Origin of the sequence: Paenibacillus sp. FSL R5-0623 (assembly GCF_037974265.1) — a bacterium.
Lineage (GTDB): Bacteria > Bacillota > Bacilli > Paenibacillales > Paenibacillaceae > Paenibacillus.
This window is the reverse complement of sequence record NZ_CP150233.1, coordinates 3,367,528-3,386,441: the sequence shown is the minus strand read 5'-3', so window position 1 is coordinate 3,386,441 and position 18,914 is coordinate 3,367,528. Positions and strand designations below refer to the sequence as shown.

General features: G+C 43.5%; 16 protein-coding genes. 2 read left to right on the top strand and 14 right to left on the bottom strand.

What is annotated here, in order from left to right:
* Positions 1-22: 22 nt before the first annotated feature.
* The 13 genes from MKY92_RS14845 to MKY92_RS14785 form a co-directional block, all read right to left on the bottom strand.
* Complete coding sequence (locus MKY92_RS14845; protein WP_339301514.1) at positions 23-985, bottom strand: sensor domain-containing diguanylate cyclase; 963 nt, start codon at positions 983-985, stop codon at positions 23-25.
* Positions 978-1,613, bottom strand: coding sequence for a hypothetical protein (locus tag MKY92_RS14840; protein WP_017688455.1), 636 nt, complete (start codon positions 1,611-1,613; stop codon positions 978-980). The genes MKY92_RS14845 and MKY92_RS14840 overlap by 8 nt, the downstream gene beginning before the upstream one ends.
* Positions 1,603-1,977: a response regulator gene (locus MKY92_RS14835; protein ID WP_091016260.1), complete on the bottom strand. Its 375-nt coding sequence runs from the start codon at positions 1,975-1,977 to the stop codon at positions 1,603-1,605. Before MKY92_RS14835 ends, MKY92_RS14840 begins: the two co-directional genes overlap by 11 nt.
* 282 nt (positions 1,978-2,259) lie before the next feature.
* Positions 2,260-3,162, bottom strand: coding sequence for a carbohydrate ABC transporter permease (locus MKY92_RS14830; RefSeq protein ID WP_017688457.1), 903 nt, complete (start codon positions 3,160-3,162; stop codon positions 2,260-2,262).
* A gap of 12 nt (positions 3,163-3,174) precedes the next feature.
* On the bottom strand, positions 3,175-4,140 hold the full coding sequence (locus MKY92_RS14825) for an ABC transporter permease subunit (RefSeq protein WP_083657036.1): 966 nt from the start codon (positions 4,138-4,140) through the stop codon (positions 3,175-3,177).
* 110 nt (positions 4,141-4,250) lie between these two features.
* The gene (locus tag MKY92_RS14820) at positions 4,251-5,906 is read right to left on the bottom strand and encodes an ABC transporter substrate-binding protein (RefSeq protein WP_339301512.1); all 1,656 of its coding nucleotides are present in this window, start codon (positions 5,904-5,906) and stop codon (positions 4,251-4,253) included.
* 139 nt (positions 5,907-6,045) lie between these two features.
* The gene (locus MKY92_RS14815; RefSeq protein ID WP_339301510.1) at positions 6,046-7,587 is read right to left on the bottom strand and encodes a response regulator; all 1,542 of its coding nucleotides are present in this window, start codon (positions 7,585-7,587) and stop codon (positions 6,046-6,048) included.
* Positions 7,588-7,600: 13 nt separating this feature from the next.
* A complete protein-coding gene (locus tag MKY92_RS14810) occupies positions 7,601-9,382 on the bottom strand; it encodes a sensor histidine kinase (protein WP_339301509.1) in 1,782 nt (593 codons plus the stop codon).
* Between the two features lie 4 nt (positions 9,383-9,386).
* On the bottom strand, positions 9,387-10,502 hold the full coding sequence (locus tag MKY92_RS14805; protein WP_237175375.1) for a response regulator: 1,116 nt from the start codon (positions 10,500-10,502) through the stop codon (positions 9,387-9,389).
* 306 nt (positions 10,503-10,808) lie between these two features.
* On the bottom strand, positions 10,809-11,648 hold the full coding sequence (locus MKY92_RS14800; RefSeq protein ID WP_339301507.1) for an SUMF1/EgtB/PvdO family nonheme iron enzyme: 840 nt from the start codon (positions 11,646-11,648) through the stop codon (positions 10,809-10,811).
* A 133-nt stretch (positions 11,649-11,781) separates the two neighbouring features.
* Positions 11,782-12,417, bottom strand: a complete 636-nt coding sequence (locus MKY92_RS14795) for a glycoside hydrolase family 11 protein (protein WP_339301505.1) — start codon at positions 12,415-12,417, stop codon at positions 11,782-11,784.
* Positions 12,418-12,488: 71 nt separating this feature from the next.
* On the bottom strand, positions 12,489-13,262 hold the full coding sequence (locus tag MKY92_RS14790; protein ID WP_339301503.1) for an alpha/beta hydrolase-fold protein: 774 nt from the start codon (positions 13,260-13,262) through the stop codon (positions 12,489-12,491).
* Between the two features lie 41 nt (positions 13,263-13,303).
* Positions 13,304-14,587 (bottom strand): SGNH/GDSL hydrolase family protein, encoded by a 1,284-nt coding sequence (locus MKY92_RS14785; RefSeq protein ID WP_339301502.1) that lies wholly within the window; start codon positions 14,585-14,587, stop codon positions 13,304-13,306.
* 290 nt (positions 14,588-14,877) lie between these two features.
* Here MKY92_RS14785 and MKY92_RS14780 point away from each other — a divergent pair, with 290 nt between their 5' ends.
* Together MKY92_RS14780 and MKY92_RS14775 are read left to right on the top strand one after the other, a co-directional pair.
* Positions 14,878-16,020 (top strand): glycosyl hydrolase family 8, encoded by a 1,143-nt coding sequence (locus MKY92_RS14780; protein ID WP_339301500.1) that lies wholly within the window; start codon positions 14,878-14,880, stop codon positions 16,018-16,020.
* A 236-nt stretch (positions 16,021-16,256) separates the two neighbouring features.
* Entirely contained in the window at positions 16,257-17,090 is an 834-nt protein-coding gene (locus MKY92_RS14775; RefSeq protein ID WP_339301498.1) for a helix-turn-helix transcriptional regulator, read from the top strand.
* Between the two features lie 148 nt (positions 17,091-17,238).
* Here MKY92_RS14775 and MKY92_RS14770 read toward each other — a convergent pair whose 3' ends face one another.
* Complete coding sequence (locus MKY92_RS14770) at positions 17,239-18,873, bottom strand: ABC transporter substrate-binding protein (protein WP_339301496.1); 1,635 nt, start codon at positions 18,871-18,873, stop codon at positions 17,239-17,241.
* Positions 18,874-18,914 lie beyond the last annotated feature (41 nt).

Below are 18,914 nucleotides of genomic sequence, written 5' to 3'. Positions count from 1 at the left end.
TTTAAAGACATTTTTAGATTTCTTAAACATTTTCAGGTTCATAGATTCCGTAACCATTCTTGCCATTTTTTTTAATCTTGTACATGGCTCCATCCGCATGTCTCAGAAGTTCGGAAGGCTCCTGTCCATGCTTGGGAAATAGGCTGATACCAATACTCATCGAAAGGTTGATATAGTTTCCAGCAATTTTGAAATGGGTACTAAATGCAGCTTCCAATCTTTTGGCAATGACTTCAGCATCATGATCATCTTTCAGATGGCTTAAAATGATGAATTCGTCCCCGCCAAGCCGAGCTACCGTGTCCGCACTTGGAATTGTTTCGCTTAATCGCTTTGCCATTTCCAGCAACACTTGATCGCCAACATGGTGTCCATATGTATCATTCACTTGTTTAAACCCATCAGCATCCACAAACATGACAGCTAGTTTGCTATGGTTTCTTTTGGCATTACTGATAGCCCAGGCAAGAAGGTCATTATAAGCAAGACGATTAGGCAGACCTGTAAGTGGATCATGCAAAGACAAATGCTTGCTGATTTTTTCGGAGATTTTGATTTTGGCGTACTCCGTCTCCAGTTCTTTGATCAGATTTTTAAGTTTATATACCCTGGTATTGGTGTGTGTCATGTCAGTAATCTGAATGAGGGCATAACTCCGATCTTCATGATAGAGCGGTTCAACATGCATATTTTGTCTGAAAAATTGTTCATCCTCTCCTTCATTAGGAAGAATGAAGGCCTTATGTAACGCGCTTGAGCAAAATCTGCTCTGTCCATGATACAGCGCATTTTGCAAAATATTTAGATACATATTTGATTTAAACCGTGGGCAGACCTCGAGCAGATTCAAGCCTACTACCTCTTCTACATTCTTGCCAGTAAAGCGCTCCAACCAGGCATTCCACACAACAACTTTCAAATGCCTGTCCACGATCATAATTCCCATATGGGCTTTGTTTAAAGCTTGTGAAATAAGATTATCCATTGTCCGCCTCCAACAAAGCGTCCATTTTGGCCAGCAGGCTTGATATGGAGTTCATACTTAATGCTATGACAATGATCCCTGTCACATCCGTATCGGCAAGTAAAAACGAGGTATGTAAAACCAGGACATAGACTTCATTCTGAAGCAATATTTGTTGATCGGAATTGGTGACATAGATCAGTTCAATATCAGGCAGGACGTATTCCAGTTTGATCTCCAGGAAATTACCGAATTCTCCAATAATGGCATTAAGTAAGACATTGCTAACTTCCTTCAAAACGTCCAAATCCGTATCCATCAGGTTCGGATCGTTCGGTATAACGCTCTCACCCAGTTCTCCAAGACAGATGTTTGCCAATACTTTAGCCTGCTCAACAGGAAACATCAGAAATGCTTTTCCCTGAAATTCGTATCCAAACTGTAAGGATGACCTAAACAGGTGACCTTCACTGAAGAAAATGTTGTATCTTCGATCTCCAGGATCAACATCGGATATGGAGATTAGTTCCACTTCCGGAATATTCAAAACGATACGCTTGTCTACAATCTCTGACAACATGTTAGCCGCTTGTCCCACGTAAACGTTTACTAGTTCAGTAAGCAAATCCTTCTGTAAATCATTCAGCATGATAGGCCGCCTGAATCAGTTGAATCATGGTCGTTGCCTTCTCTGCGGTTAACGGTTTATTCAAAAAACCAGAAATGCCTAACATTTCAACTTCATCTCTAGTTGTCTTCTGAATATCTGCAGATAAGATAATAATTTTGACATTGCTATCCGTTTCTCGAATCATACGAAGCATTTCTTGTCCGTTCAAACCAGGCATCAGCAGGTCGGTGGTTATAAAATCAGGTTGAAATTCCTTAAATAGGTTGTATCCTTGCTCTCCATTGTTAGCAATCTGAATCTCGCATGCTGGAATATGATCAACAATCAGCTTTGTAAGCAATTTTTGTACGAAAATGGAGTCTTCTACAATTAATACTTTCATTTTCTCTTCAGTCTCCTTGATAAAATGGTAAGAGCTCGGGATGGTTAGGCGCTGTGGACAGTTCTTGATATAGGGCTTACGCGCGCAGTGGCACCCTGAAAAGAGACTGACTGGTGAATCAAGTAAATATAAATTATAGTAACTTTAATTTAATTGTCAACAACATTATTGAATAAATTAGATTCGTGTGCAATTGACATACTACGGCCCATCGTTAAAAAAACATAAAAAAACGGTCACTAGGTGACCGTTTTTGATCGGTTATCTGGAACTGCATTAAGTTTACTCTTTTACCCCTCCAAGCTGCAAGCCATGAACGAAATACTTCTGCAAAAATGGATATACGACTAAGATGGGTAATGCGGCAACAATCGTAATCGCTGCCCGAATAGATACAGGTGTGACCATGTTACGCGCAGCGCCAAGATCTGCGCCATTGGCAACGGCTGCACTGCTGTTGGAATTCATAGAAGATGATAATAGCTTCATCAACTCATATTGCAGCGTGCTCAGGTTTTGTTTGGAAGATGCATACAGAAACGTATCAAACCAAGAATTCCATTGACCGACTGCAATAAACAGTGCAACAGTAGCGAGAACCGGTTGGCACAGCGGTAGAATAATGGAAATGAATGTTCTGAAATCTCCAGCACCATCAATTTTGGCGGATTCGATTAATCCCTCCGGTAGTGTCTGGATATAGGTTCGAATAACAATCATATTAAAGGCACTGATCAGCCCAGGAATAATGTACACCAGGAAGTTGTTTAACAAATGCAAATCTTTCATTAGGAAGTAAGTTGGAATAAGTCCTGCACTAAAATACATCGTAAGAACAACTGTAATGGTAATGGGCTTTCGTAATATATAATCTTTTCGGCTTAGTGTGTAAGCCAGCATGGAGGTTAAGAATAGACTTAAAACTGTCCCCAAAACCGTTCTCGCCACAGATATACCAAAGGCGCTGAAGATGGTCCCTCCTGCAAATACTGCTCTGTAGTTTTGATCTGTCCATACCCGAGGCCATAGATAAATCCCACCTCGGATGGTGTCATTACCGGCATTGAATGATACGGCGAGTGTATTCACAAACGGATACAGGGTAACAATCGCGATTGCGATCATTAGTATACCATTTAACGTATGGAAGACAATCGGTTCAAGCCGAGATTTATTGATTCCCATCTCTAGTCCCCCTTATATTAATCGGTCTTCCCCGAGCCGTTTGGAAATTGAATTCGCCGCAAAGATCAGCGTAATACTTACTACTGTTTTGAAGATACCTGCCGCAGTAGCCAAAGAATAATTCCCGATCTGTAGTCCGTATTTCAGGACAAATATATCTATCGTCTGTGACCAGTCGACAACCACACCATTACCTAACAGATACTGAACCTCGAATCCAGCTTCCAAAATCCAGCCCATATTCATGATCAGCAAAATGATAACAATGGATTTGATTCCGGGTAAGGTCACATACAGCATTTTCTTATATCGGTTCGCACCATCAATCTCTGCCGCTTCATAGAGGGAAGGATCGATAGACGTGATGGCCGCCAAATAAATAATGGCATTCCAGCCAACTTCTTTCCATACATGGGATGCGCCTACAATGCCCCAGAAGTATTCCGGAACGCTAAGCCACATGATAGGTTCTTGAATGATATGCAGCTTCATGAGCACCACATTCACAATCCCACCATCAACAGATAGTGAACTTGCAACGATACCTGTCACAATAATCCATGAGAGAAAGTGAGGTAAATACGAAATTGTTTGAATGGTTCGTTTATAAAACTTATGTTTGATCTCATTAAGTAAAATGGCAAATATAATGGCTGTCGCAAATCCGAGCACCATATTGATGACGCTCATCGCAATGGTATTACGAAGCACGTTAAGAAATGCATCGTCTGTTAGCAAAAACTTAAAGTGTTTGAGCCCGACCCATTCCTGCTGCGTGAAACTCTTCGCAGGACTGTAATTCTGAAAGGCCATAACCCAGCCCCAAATGGGATAATACGAGAATACAAGAATGTACGCAACGATGGGCAATGACATGAACATGAGTTGTCTTTGTCCGCGCAATCGTTTTAACAGTGGTGCTTTTGGAACGACTGTACGGGTGGTTTGCTCTGGTATGGCTCCAGGCGTGTTCGCCATCTTTCACTCCTCCTATTGGCTTGCAGCGACTTTAACATGATGTCTCGGAAGGCACTCGCCTGAGTAATCCTTTGGTTGATACCTTCCGAGAGAATCATTGCCGCATTTTTTTATTTAACAGACCAGTTCTCGATTCTCCATTTCAGTTGTTCATTAATCCGGTCTTCATAGGATTTGACATCGATTTTCTTGTAAGCGTCTACATATTCAGTCCAAATGTTATCGAATTCATCCGGTTTTGACATGATCGCTTTAGGCAAGAATTTCAATGAAGTGTCTGTCATTTGTTTGTTCGCTACCGCAGCATCAGAGCCTTCTTTCAGATCGACCTGCCATGCTGGATAGTACACTGGATTCTCTGGTGCAGGAGAGAAGAAGTCACTCCACGTTTTGAAGCCATATGCATCCAGAAGTTCTTTATCTTCCGGTTTGAGGTTGTCATAGAATTCCTCAGGTTGATTGATCGCTCCAATTGCATTGCCATCTTCAAATGTTCCTTCGAGCTTCGGTGCAGCAGCGTAGAAACCTTCTGCTTTGTTAATCAATCTCCATGCCGGATCATCCTGCTCTTTCCGTTGCTCTGGTGTACGATAGAATCTTCCCTCTTCATTCACCTGATAGTCTACACCCTCTTCACCCCATGACAAGAGTTTCTGGTACTTCTCGTCCATAAGCTTATCGAGGAATTTGATGAGTGCGACAGGGTCTTCGGCATCTTTACTGATACCAAAACCATTGTTCAAGTTAATGACCGGACGATCCAGATAATGATCTGTGATACTTGTATCATAGACAAGCGGGAAGCCTACGTATGTCTGGCCAATTTTCCCCTGTGCGACAAGTGGATCTTCGCCGGCTTGGAAATTCCAGTGCTGGTCGAACATACTAAGCACACGTCCCGAAGAAATTTTGGCCAGATATTGATCATAGTTCTGAACAAAGGCTTCTTTATCCAGCAATCCCTCATTGTACAAATTGTTTAGTTCTTTATAATACCGTTTGGAGATATCTTTGTCGGCAAAAACGGTTGCCACTCCACTATCATCTACGACTACGCCCCCGTCATTAGGGTGACCCGTAAGATGTTCAGGTGGGTTAAGCAAAGGGAACGTCCGCCAGTCTGAAGCCAATGTAGTGAAACCAATCGTTGGTTGACCATCAATCGTTGGATTCTTGGCTGCATAATCACGGATCAACTTAGTGAAATCATCCAACGTTTTAGGAGTCGGGTACCCGGCATCCTTCAGTATGGACTTTTGAATCCAGAATGCAGGACCAGAATAATAGTTACTAATGAACTCCCCTGTATACACTCCATAGTTAGGCAACCAGTAAATATGTCCGTCACTGGAATCTTTCATCCGGTTCCAGTCTTTACCGAAATGTTTCTTCAGATTGGGTGCATGCTCTTCAATGAGATCTTCGAGCGGGATAACCGCACCGGCTGAGACCAATTTGGTATCTGCTGTGATCAAGTCCGGGAAATCGCCACCGGCAATCATAACGCCGAGCTTCTGTTGAAGATCACCTACTAGAAACTCCATCTCAAGATTAACGCCGAGTTCATCCTGGATCTTCTTGTAGATTCGGTTATCTTTAGCTGGCGCCTGATTTGGCGTTCCGATAAAGGCCGTGATGTTCAGTACCTCTTTCCCATCCTTTGTAGTCACTTTCTCATTGTCACCGCTGCATCCTGCAAGTGCCAAACTCAAAGCCAGAACGAGTGATACGGAACCCCAAAGCTTCTTTTTCTTAAGTCCCCCCATGTACTTGCCCTCCTTGGAAGTGGTATGTCTTACTGTTTTTAGTATGAAGAAATGTATGCGGTTACAAAATATATACATTTAAGGTCTACCCCCCTGTAATTGTAGGTCTTATTCAGGAGGGGTTCTTCTTTTTCAAGGATCAATTCGCATACTTTTGCCTGTATTCTACTGGTTTCATTGCTGTTCGTTTTTCGAAGTGTCTGAGAAAATGCTGGTAACTGCGGTACCCAACTTGCTCCGCAATCGCACTTGATGTTTGATTCGTCTGCTGGAGCAGACGCTTCGCTTCTTCCATTCTTAGATCATGTACTACCTCAATTACACCCTTACCATACTTTCGCAAAAAGGATTGCCCTAAATGGACAGGATTCACGTAGAATCGTTCTGCGAGCTCCTGGATCGTAAATGTCTCTCTGTAATGCATCTGCACATATTCAGCAACCGTCGCCTGGATGCCACCCAATTGCCTCTCCCGGAAAATTGCCAGTTCTGACTTGCATTGCAAACAGAACTGTTCCAGATTGTTAGCAACCTCTTCTATATTTCGATGGCCCTTCTCCAGAATTCCGCTCGCAAATTCATTCATTAGAGAATTAGGTTCTCCTCCTAATTCTCTACACAGGGACAGTCCGCGGAATATAATATGGGTAGAGAAAATATGTACAATCTCTGGCGCAGCCTTCATCTGTACAAACAGTTCAAAAGCACTCCAAATCGCAGACGAGAGTTCCTCCACAGAACCGTTTTCAAGCAGATCGCAAATGTGGTCCACCTCTGACAGCGTTTCCGGATCAAACTGCCAATTCTCCAGCTGAATATCTTCGGCAAACAAAAGACGCTCTTGATTAAAAAACAAATAACGCCCAACTTCCTGAGCGGAGCGGAAGGATTCAGATAAATGCTCCAGTTTGTTGACCGTTAATCCAACCGCGATATGAATATCTTCGCAGCCGTTATGTTGCATGTTGTTCATCAAACGCTGGGTAAAAGCTTTAATTGCTTCAAATGTCTCATTTCTATTATTCGTTTCCTCCCCCCATACAAGTCCCAATGAGTCTCTTGTTCTGTCTATCACATAACAGCAGGTTGTTTCTTCAGCCGTTTGTTCGGCTACTGAACAGGCTTCCTGAATATCTCCCTGAAAGGCTATCCGCAGGTAAGCCCAATGTGACTTGTTTAAACGAGGAAGGATATCTGACATCTCCTGCTCCGATATATTTTGCTTATCCTTAATCAGTGCAGACAAAAACGCTTTGATCCTTTGCTCGTTTCCATGTTCCCTTATACGCTCCTGGTTTTCACGTTCCTGCAATTGCATACGGAGACGGACCAACATATCCTCTGCTTCTGTACTGTCAACCGGTTTGGTTAAATAGTTGGAGACACCTAGTCGAATAGCTTGTCTGGCATAATTAAAGTCACTGTATCCACTCGTGATGACAAACAGCACAGACTCATGTTCCAATCGCCGTGCTTCTTCTACAAGTTCCAGCCCATTCATCACAGGCATACGGATGTCTGTCACCACGAGATCAGGCTGATCTTGTTCCATCATCCGAATGGCTTCCTCACCGTTGGCGCACACGCCTCTGATTTCAAAACCATACTTTTCCCAGTTGATCAGAAGCTGTAACCCTTCAATGGCATACGGTTCATCATCGACTAACAGTACTTTGTACATGAGAGTTTACCTCCTATTTCCTCTGTTCCAGCTTGGAGATCGGTATACGGTACCCTGCAATGGTTTCCTTTCCAGGTACACTGCTTAGATCAAATATCGCATTTCCTTCATAAAAGAGTTCCAACCTTCGGTAGACATTACGGAGTCCTACATGCTCGCCGTTCCGGGGTCTTTCAGAACGAATATCTCGCAGTAGCTCGGTTAGTCTCCCTGCATCCATACCGATTCCATTATCGATCACCTGAATAACCAGTTCGGAAGCGTTTCGTCTCGCCGTTATCTTGATCTCTCTTCCATTTTTTCGCGCCTGCAAGCCGTGTTTGCAGGCATTTTCGACGAGCGGTTGAATACTCATGCGGGGAATGAGCAACGAAGCAGCATCAGGATCAACCTCGAAGGTATAATCAAAAAGCTCCCCGAAGCGAAACTTCTCAATCTGGAGATAAAGATTCGTAAATTCCAGCTCTTCTTGCAAAGGAATCAGATTGTCAGAATGACTGAGCAACTGTCTCATCAGTTTGGACAGACTTTTAATAATCTCAATTACTTCCGTATATCCATTCTTCGTACTAACGACCAGCAAGGCATTCAATGTGTTAAATAAAAAATGGGGATTCATCTGACTCTGGAGCATGGACAATTCAGTCCTCACTTGATCAAGCTCCAGATCTTTTTGACGGATTTCCAGTTTATATACGTCATTAATCAACGTATGAATTTTACCAATCATGATGTTAAATGTACGAATAAGCCCGCCAATTTCGTCGCGGCCTTCGTGAATTTCAATCAGATCGAATCGTTCGTTACGAACCTTCTCCATATGTCTGGATAACTTGCGAATCCGATAGTGGTAGGAACGCAAAATAATATAGATCAATACAGAGGGGACCACGATACTTAATGCGAGCAACCCCAGAATTGACTTAAAGGCTTCTTGCAGCAGATGGTCAAGGTGACGTGTATCGGCAACTCCAATCAATTTCCAACCCTTTAGGTAGGCTAGATTCCCCAACGATTTTTCGAGCGTGTAAGCAGAACTGCCAGATTCCTTGAGTATTGATTCATTATCAAGGGGGGATAAGTCGGTTTCGCTGAATTCTCCACTTGAAACGACAGTTCGATTGTTGCTGTCCACCAGACGCAGCTGAAGACTGTCTGATTCACGATTTAAAATGCTATACACCCGGCTAAGTTCCAGATCAATCTTGGAATACTTGTTGTAATTGGCATAGGAAGTATAGGTATCCATTTTGCCAATCACACTGATTCTTCTTCCCGCGTTAAATCCGGATGGCTCAATATAATCAACGACAAGAATGCCTCCACTGGTGGATTTCAGCTGTTTCAATCCAGGGAGTACATTCTTGTCTTTCATTACAATATAATGACTGCCCGTCTGAATGGTATCGTTATCCGTATAGATACGCACCTCCAGAATATTCGCTGACATGTACCGTGTTAATTTATCTCGCAGGAATGCATGGTAGACGTTGTAATAATCCACGGGGGAGTGATAGGTCCGATCCAGTGCCTCATAGAGCGAATCATCTGCTGCAATAATTCGGCTCAGGGCAACGCTCTCATCAATCATACCTAGCAGTTCCCCCGCAGCCCTGTCGATGGATTTACGCAAATTTTCCTGTTCTCTAATTTTGATATCCGCAGAAGTCCGTTGATAAAAGAAGATATTAATCGTTATTACAGGAAGGAGAATACTAAGTACATAAATAAGCAGAAATTTGGATCGGAGAGGAATATCATTAACCTTACGGAACATCCAGAATTTATGACGCATATGATCACCCTTGGTTTTTGTTTTTATAGACTGACGGAAGCTCCCCTGTATGCGCTCTGAACTTTTGGGTGAAATATTCAGCATCATGATATCCTAGCCTGAATGCAATGTCAGTGATCTTCATATTGGTACGTCGCAGGAGTTTACGGGCCTCCTCAACACGAAGCTGGTGCACATAGTCACTGAAACTGACCCCCATCTCCCGCTTGAACTGTTGACCCAGGTAGGCAGAATTCACGTGAATTCGATTAGCTACATCTTGTAATTTAATTTTACTTCGATAGTGTTGCTTCAATTCATTCACTGCTTCTGAAACCAGCACTCCCGTACCCGTCTTTTGCTTCAATTCAGACTGGGAAAGTTGCTTGGACAGTCGAGCACACAAGTCTTGCAATGTGCCGGAAGACCAGCTCGCAGCCGCATGCCATTCTTTTTCACATAGTATTTCTCTGCAACCCTCTCTTTTCCCATATTTTCGTAGCAACTCCCCATGGATATATCGAATGACATGATGTATCCATTCCAACGATACCTCTGCTTTCTCACTCTTCTCTAGCAGTGCACTCACTGCAATATCGATGGAATACGTGTTTTCTGCTTCAATCAACGCCAAGATCTCTTTGGAGATGTTCATCATTTGCTCTAAATTATATTCTTCGCTTATTCGATATTCATTAAGATGATTGTCATAGGCTTCATCTGTCACCATGACTCCATTTTGCTGTTTTTGCTCATTTCTGCGTTTGTCCAGAGGTTCAATCATTTCCATAAGGATTTGATGAATTTCCTCGGGAACAAGAGGTTTAAGCACATACTGATCAACCTGATACCGTATGGCTTGCTTCGCGTAATTAAAATCGGAGTATCCTGTAACGATAACGATTTTAGAGGTATAGGCGAGATCTTCTCGCAAGGTGTGAATCAAACCAAGACCATCCATAACAGGCATTTGAATATCAGTGACGACAAGATCCGGTTCAACCGAGTTGAATAGAGCAAGTGCTTCCTCCCCATCCGTTGCCGTTCCGCAGAGTTCGTATCCACAAGTTCGCCAGTCAATCATTGTTCTCCATCCTTCTAGCATAAACGGCTCATCATCCGCGACAATGACCTTGTACATTAGCTCACCTCTCTTTTATCCTTGATCAGCTGCATGTATTTTATCTATATCTATAGGTAGATTCCAGTTGTTCTAAAAACGCTAAACAGCAGAACAACAGCAGGATTGTTGTCTGCTCGCACAACTTGTGGAACAAAATTTCCACCAGACCGTACTATAAGAACGCTCCGATTATAACGAAGCGCCGGGATGACAATTCAAGTGTAACGCTTACATTTTGGTACAACAACCTGATAAACTATAGGTTTTCACCCGACAAATTATAGGTCGAATTCAGAAGTAATCTATTGTCAGGACAAAGATTTTTCATTCTCCACGTACAATACGGAATCCTTGATCGGGACCAAACCCATTCGCATCAAATTTGCCTCGAAATGATATTTCATTGTTATTGACACCGCCCATCCAGCCTCCGCCTTTTACAACTCGCCAAGTTTGATTGGGTCCCTCCGAATCACTGTACCACTCCCAGCACCATTCTCTCACATTCCCGGACATATCATAGATGCCTAACTCATTTGCCTTCTGAGTTCCGACTTTTTTGGTTTGATTACGGTTGTTCTCAATAGTGGGCCAGCTCCAGTCACCCGTCAGAATGTTGTCGCCGGCATTTACCCAGTACCAAGCAACTTCATCAGGATTATTACTTCCGCTGTATGTGTAATTTAAACTCTTTTGACCTCCGCTTGCAGCGTATTCCCATTCTGCCTCTGTGGGTAAACGGTAACCGTTGGCGTCCTCGTTGATCGTTACATTCCATTTTATATTGTCGTTTTCATTGTGATTATTCGTGTCCTGGTTGTCCTTGTCTATATTGTAATAAGGTTTCAGGTTTTCTTTTATACTTTTTTGATTACAGTATTCCACTGCGTCATACCAGCTGACCATTTCAACAGGCAGGTCATCTCCCTTGAAGCCAGAAGGGTTTTCCCCCATAACCTCCATCCATTCTTTTTGAGTCACTTCGTATTTACCAATATAGAAGGAATCCAGCGTTTCATTTTTCTCAATCTGACTCGGCTTACTGCTCTTGAAGGCTCCCCCTTCGACGAATACCAAGCCATCGTTTAATTTGGTATTACTTGCTGAACAAGCACTTAGACTAACAACTATAGCGATTAAGGTTAACCATACCAGCTTCCTCATTCAATTATTCTCCTTTACTAAGCTTAAATCCGGCAACGTCGAGGTCCGTTAGTTTGGAGAATGACGTTACCCAACGCTACCGGAAAATTGAATTCAAATACAGGTGCAGAAGTTGAACTGCATTACATCATTTTTACCAAACCGTCACGTTTGCGCTTCCGCTGCTTTGATAACCTTCCGTTGCCATCACCTGATAGGACCAGCTGTTGCCTAAGTACATCCCTTTGCTCGCCCATGCATTCACATGATTGCTGAACGTAATGGTAGAATTAACTCCGATTGGTCTCTTGGACTGTCTAACACTCCAATACTGAGGGAAAGTCTGAGTACCATCAATCGAAGGTGCATTGTATCTCATCGTTGTATAGATGTCATATGTGCCACCATCACTAGTCATTGAGCCCTTATATGTTCCGGTCGGACGATACGTTCCCCAGCTATCCACCACGTAATATTCGATTAGAGCGTTTCTAGTCCAACCATAGAAGGTGAGATAGCCGTTACCTGAAGGAGAGAATACGCCGGCATTGTAATTGACCACTCGATTAGGTGTACCGTATGTCCACCCTTTCCCGACAACAAAGTTCCCGGTATTTTGCCAATTCACGCTGTAATTCCCGCCCGATCCGTTCACGGCGTTGACCGTTCCTCCACCATCTGTCCAATTTTGCCAATAATCTGTTGCTGCGCTCGATGTTGCTGCGAAGACACCAAAACTCATGGAAGCTGCAAGAACAACGGTCATTAATTTTTTGCCGAATTTGAACATGGATAATACCTCCTGATATTTTAATAGATTTGGTTGATGTTACAATCCGATATGAATGTTCTTCAGCAAATTCACTTGAAAAGACGTTGCGAAAACAGATACAGATCGTTCTTCCATACGGGCCAATCATGTCCTCCACATTCCTCATGCCAAATGTGAGGTACTCCGTGTTGCGCCAAATATTGGTGAACCCCAAGACTAATCTCTATAAGATTGTCCTGTTCACCGCAAGAGATCCATAACAGCGAGAGTAATGAAGGCGCTTTCGAAAGTTCGGGCACAAGTAACTCCGGACTTCTGGTGTTTGGGGCTGCGGAGAAAGCACCGATCCATGCAAAATGATCTAGATTACTTAATCCGATATTTAAGGATTGACCTCCGCCCATGGATAAACCAGCAATCGCCCTTTTATCCCGGCTTTTATGCAAAGGGTAGTTCGACTCCATGTAAGGTATCAAATCGTTGAGCAGATCGGATTCAAACCGTTTAAACGCTTTGATTTTCTCAGGTTCAAACAAGTCTCCTTCGGCTCGGTCATTCGACATTGCACGACCGTTGGGGAAAACAATAACCATCGGCTCAAGCAAGTTATCGTTGTACAGATTATCGAGAATAATTTGTGGAGAACCATGAGTATGCCATTCGGTTTCGTCTCCACCAATACCATGCAACAGAAAAAGTACAGGATACATCGTTGTCGAAGAAAATTCTGGTGGGGTGTACACCATCGCTTTACGGGAATTGCCAACCGTGGTGGAAGGATACTCTACCGTCTCCATGACTCCACGTGGTATATTCTCCCGATACTGGTCATATCCCGTTACTGCTGGTGAGATCAATTCCATTCTCTTTTCCTCCGAACATATGAGTGACTATCAGTCTTCAGTTAATCCACATAGCCAAAACCCAGAATGGTGAAGCATTTATGTTCATGACCTTCCGCCATTTCGATCTCGATGGAGTGCTCCCCCACATGCTCTTCGTTAAGCAGAAGTGTGGCATGGCAATGGGTCCAGTTAATTTGACGCGGATCGACTTTTTGGACGATTACCCCATCTACCTTGATATGTGCGGTTCCGAATTCGTCGTTACCAGAATCCTTGAAGACCAGAATGAGGCGTTTGCACTGCAAACTTATCCGAAAGCTGCCCTGATCCTCTTTTCCCTCACCTGTACGCATCCAGTTGTTGGGGAACTGAGGTGTACCATAGTCATGAGCATCCATCTCAGCCATCTGCAGATCCGTGTCCGTTTTACAAAAAGAGCCTGTATCGATTCGGGCAATGTGATTGCCGTTTTTCCGATCCAACAGCTTCACATTAACAAATTCATTTCCAATTAGCGGAGCTTTTTCAATATCATGATCTTTCTCATCCCACTCAGAACGATTTGTCACGTCGAACAAATACTCCAAACAATCGGCCATAATTCGATGCCCTATGTTAGTTGGATGATATATATCATGGAAAAATTGCTTTTTGGAAATAACGTTGCCTTCATCTTTTGTCTTGTTGAACTGATCTACGACAGCATCTTTCACACTTACCATTGGCAGATCATAATGCCAGCCTACCGGAGCGAGACGATCCTGTAGATTCCAGTCATTTTCAAATACACTGAATAACAAGATGACCGCTGGCTTGTTATCGGCAGTGAGTGCTTTGAGTACCAGACTCTCGTAACATTTACCTTGGGTTTCATCATCTGCGTCATTGACTGCAAATTCGATTATGACAATATCCGGCTGAACGGCACCTCCCCTCAGCACATCACGATCATAACGTACAATCCCCAGTTCTGAAGGAGTTCCACCCACACCTGCTTTAATCAGATGAATCGGGCTATCTTTTGAAAGCGCAAACATAAACTTGAACGACTCATACGACCGATAAGCGTAACTTTGGAGATGAATAGGTACTGCACCAGCACCATGGGTAATGGAGCCTCCAATATAAGCGATAACGACAGGTTCGCCGTTTTTTGCCTTCTCAATGGCTCGTTTTAATCTGACATTATTCCCTTTGTTCAGAAGAGATCGGCCAATCATGTCGCGATATCCATGTGATTCAAAGTCAATTGCGGGCTTGACTGCCGACGCTGTCACTCCAACTGGATCGCGCGGTGCAGTGAATTCCGTGTGTTCACCTGCATCTCCTGAATCCTGGAGCATAAATCACCATCACATCCTTCCGTTAGATTCTTATCATCCTCAAACAACATTTAAAGGATCACAGCTTGTATTATTAATTAGATCAGATGTGATCCTTCTCCCAAAGTGTATCGCTTACATAATTTTACAACAACCTGACAAAGTATAGGATTTCAACCACTATATCATTTTAAGTTGAGTACAATGACATGCAGATCAGAACACCTATAATTTTTCGTGTAAACGCTTTAATTTGTATACTATTTCCATGTTATAATTTTGAAAAACCGCATTGATGAAGGAGGATTCTCATGAATATCACGGGTCAAGGCGCGTGGGATACGGGTACATATACAAATCTGTTTTTGAAGCTAGGCTACGATGAGAATGAGATTACGAACAGATTGGAAGAAACATGGAACGAGCTGTTTTATGGCGATGACAATACTCGAATATATTACCCTATGGGTGAGGACAAGGGTTATTTGCTGGACACCGGTAATCTCGATGTTCGCTCCGAGGGCATGTCCTATGGCATGATGATGGCTGTTCAGATGGACAAAAAGGAAGAATTTGATCGACTCTGGAATTTCTCACACACGTTTATGCAACATAAAGCGGGACGTTATAAAGATTATTTTGCCTGGCATTGCAAGCCTGACGGAACCCGACTCTCTCAAGGTCCTGCTCCTGATGGTGAGGAGTTTTTTGCCATGGCGCTTTTTTTTGCCTCCAACCGCTGGAGCGATGGCGCTGAACCTTATGATTACAAGGCACAAGCCCGCAAGATCCTCCGTGCATGTATACATCAGGGCGAAGACGGCGAAGGCGATCCCATGTGGGATCCGGAAACAAAACTGATCAAATTCATACCAGAAACACCGTTTAGTGACCCATCCTACCATCTGCCTCATTTTTATGAACTTTTCGCGAAATATGCGGATGAAGAAGATCAGAGCTTCTGGAAAGAAGCAGCGGACGCTAGTCGGGCTTACCTTCATACAGCCTGCCATCCCGTAACCGGACTATCACCTGAATATGCAAACTATGACGGCTCTCCGGCTCCAATACAGCCGCATGGTGATTTCAGACATTTTTACAGTGATGCTTACCGTGTTGCTGCGAATATAGCAATGGACTGGGAATGGTTCCGCAAGGATCACTGGCAGATCGAACAATCCAATCGGATTCAGTCCTTCTTCAGTGATATTGAAATGTCCGATTATCGTCGTTATACCATAGATGGAGAACCTTTTGATGAGCCTTCACTTCATCCTGTAGGTTTGCTGGCTACCAATGCCATGGCTTCACTGGCTGCGGACGGTCCACATGCTGACTCATTCGTTCGCAAGTTCTGGAACACACCTCTGCGTCAGGGAGAGCGACGTTATTACGACAATTGCCTGTATTTTTTCAGCATGCTGGCTCTAAGCGGAAGATATCGCATGTACTAAACCAAGGGAATGTGCACGAACCGTTGTACCTGTCCTGTGGACGTTTAGCTTGCAGGACAGGTGCAAACATAACATGAATCAACGATCCCCCCTTAAACATGGTATGATTAACCCCATACAACTCAACGTATGTAATTTCATGGCAAACACCTGTGACGGACAGATGTTGAACGATGGTTGAAACCATATTCAGCGATTGAAGATGGCGTTACAGGTTAGGCAGGAAGGGGCTGTTCATGCGTTCATTTTATTTACCCGATTTATCGGAATTCACCTTTTTTTGTTTTCCTCATTCGGTTGGAAATTACACCAAACCTGATCAGCATCACATCAACAGAATGGAAGGTGTTCAGGATTTCAGCTTGCATTACATTGCCGAAGGCAGCGGATATGTCGAGTTACATCATAAGAAATACGAATTAAGTAAAGGTAATGTGTTTCTTCATATTCCAAACGACCCAATGCGTTATTATCAGTCCAACGATGATCCGTGGAATATTTACTGGATTCAGTTCTACGGAAATGCACTCTCTGCTTTTTTACTGGAGAACGGACATTATCAATCCTCTGTCTGGACACAAAGCCATGCTTCGCTAATCGAGTCCTCGTTTGAACATTTGCTTGATGAGATTGAGCAATTTAATTTTTTGCGTCCATCTCGCATCTCAGCACTGAATTACAGTGTACTTATTGATTTCATAAGTCATGCCATTCCCCTCTCTGCTTACCGGAACCTTAACAATTTTGAGAAGATTACGGCGTTGCTGCCCGAAATGCAGAAAAAAGCCCATCTTCCGTTTGAACTTGCCATCTGGTCGGATAAGCTGGGATTAACCCCTCATTATTTTTGCAGTCTGTTCAAAAAAGCTACCAAAATGACTCCCGTATCTTATATCACTAAATGTCGGATACAGAGGAGCAAACAACTGTTATTAAGCCATCCTTCCATGCCGATTAAAGAAGTTGCCATGCAATGCGGATATCCGGGGAACAGCTACTTTAACAAAAAATTTATGGAGTCTGAGGGCAAAACACCTGCAGAATTTCGTCGCCTTCATCTGAAGGCGTAACACCGATCAAGCACACAATGTAACCTATATTGCTGATTCTTAACGCCCTTATATTCCTTCCTTCCTGCTCCATTAAACTCAACAGGAGCACGAAAAGGAATATCCTGAGATCTCCTTTTCATACTCCCAATTAAGAGTTACTTCAAAGTCACTTTGACAACTTCCATTCATCGTATGCATCTTGATATACTTGTAAATACTTTTCGAGTTGTAATCCCTTATACCCCGCAATATAACTGTCCCATTCCTTCGTTATATCCTTGTTACCTGTAATAAACTGTGCCATATTAGAATCCACGTAATCCATCAGCGTGCGTTCGATTTGAGAGATGGTCAACGCATCTTCCGGTTTGAAATTGACATTGCTTGGATATACCACATCCAGATCCGCAAATGGCTCGTATTCTTTGGCTGCCAGCCAGAATCGATACTCCCTTGGCCCATCGCCTTCAGCGAGCGGATCTTCAGGAGCTACAAAGGATTCGCGGATGGAATTGAGCATTTGCATTGTGCCAAGCTGCCACCATGTATCGGCTAGGGCCACACTTCCATCTGTCTTCGAATCAGATAACAAGACGTCATATTGGGCCGGCTGACCATTGTAATCCATCTGGCCACTCTCAGCTTTTTTCCAGCCGTCTCCTTCAAAACCATAAGTGGTCAGGATGGTGCCCTCTTCGCTGTACAAGTAATCGGCCAGTCGGATGGCCGCAATTTTTTCTTCCTCTGTCGCTTTATTTGTAATGACGAAGTCACTCTGACCGATTCCCGCAGAATAACCGGAGAGCTGCACGCCATGTGGTCCTTTGAGGGGTGGCAGTACCGCATAATCCTTGTTGCGCGGATACTTGACCCCGCCGGTAACAATGGCATAACCCACAACGCCCACTGCGGCATCCGGCTTATTGGCAAGCTGCTTCACAGCATCTGCATTTTGGGTAAAGGCCCCCTTGTCAATAAGTCCTTCCTGATACAAGCGACGAAGATATTCCAGACCTTCTCTCCACTCCGGTTGTGCTGCTGAATAGATGACCACGCCATCCTTCACACTTAGATATTTACTGGCATCGTTATAGATAAATGCATTCATCAGAAAAGCGTCAACACCACCGCCCCACTCGTCCGGAGTTGTTGTATATGGCACTTCATCAGCTTTTCCATTACCGTTTGGATCTTTTTCCTTGAACGCTTTCAGCACCTCATAGAACTCGTCCGTTGTTGTGGGCATACTGAGGCCTAGTTGGTCGAGCCAGACGGTATTGATCCACACTCTCTGATTGTAGGTACAATGAAGACATTCATTAATTTTGGGAATAGCGTAAATGTTGCCATCCGGCGCAGTAGCCGCTTCTTTAACACCTTCAACCTCGTCGATTGCTTTTTGAATGTTTGGTGCATATTGTTTGATAAGATCGTTGAGCGGAATAAAGGCTCCCATCTTTCCGTACTTGATCTGATCAGCCTTGCTCATTCCTGCATCCAGAATGACTGCCGGGTAGTCTCCACTCGCGAGAACAAGCTGTTTTTTATCATTATAGGCACCGCCGGGTGTCGTTTGCCAAGCAAACTGGATCTTGAGTTTTTCTTCGATGTATTTCGAGAATCGATTGATTTGCAGCTTTTCAATAGCTTCGCCTTGTGGTGCCAATACACTCAGACGAACCGCTCCGTCCTTGGTTACCGCTTCTGCAGAAGAATCCTTGTCTTTATTGTCACTGCATGCGGAGAGCACCATGGTCATAACCAGCGTCAAACACAATAATAGACGTCCTGATCTTTTCAACTACAATTCCCCCTTGTAATAAATCAAGCTCATATTTGGTT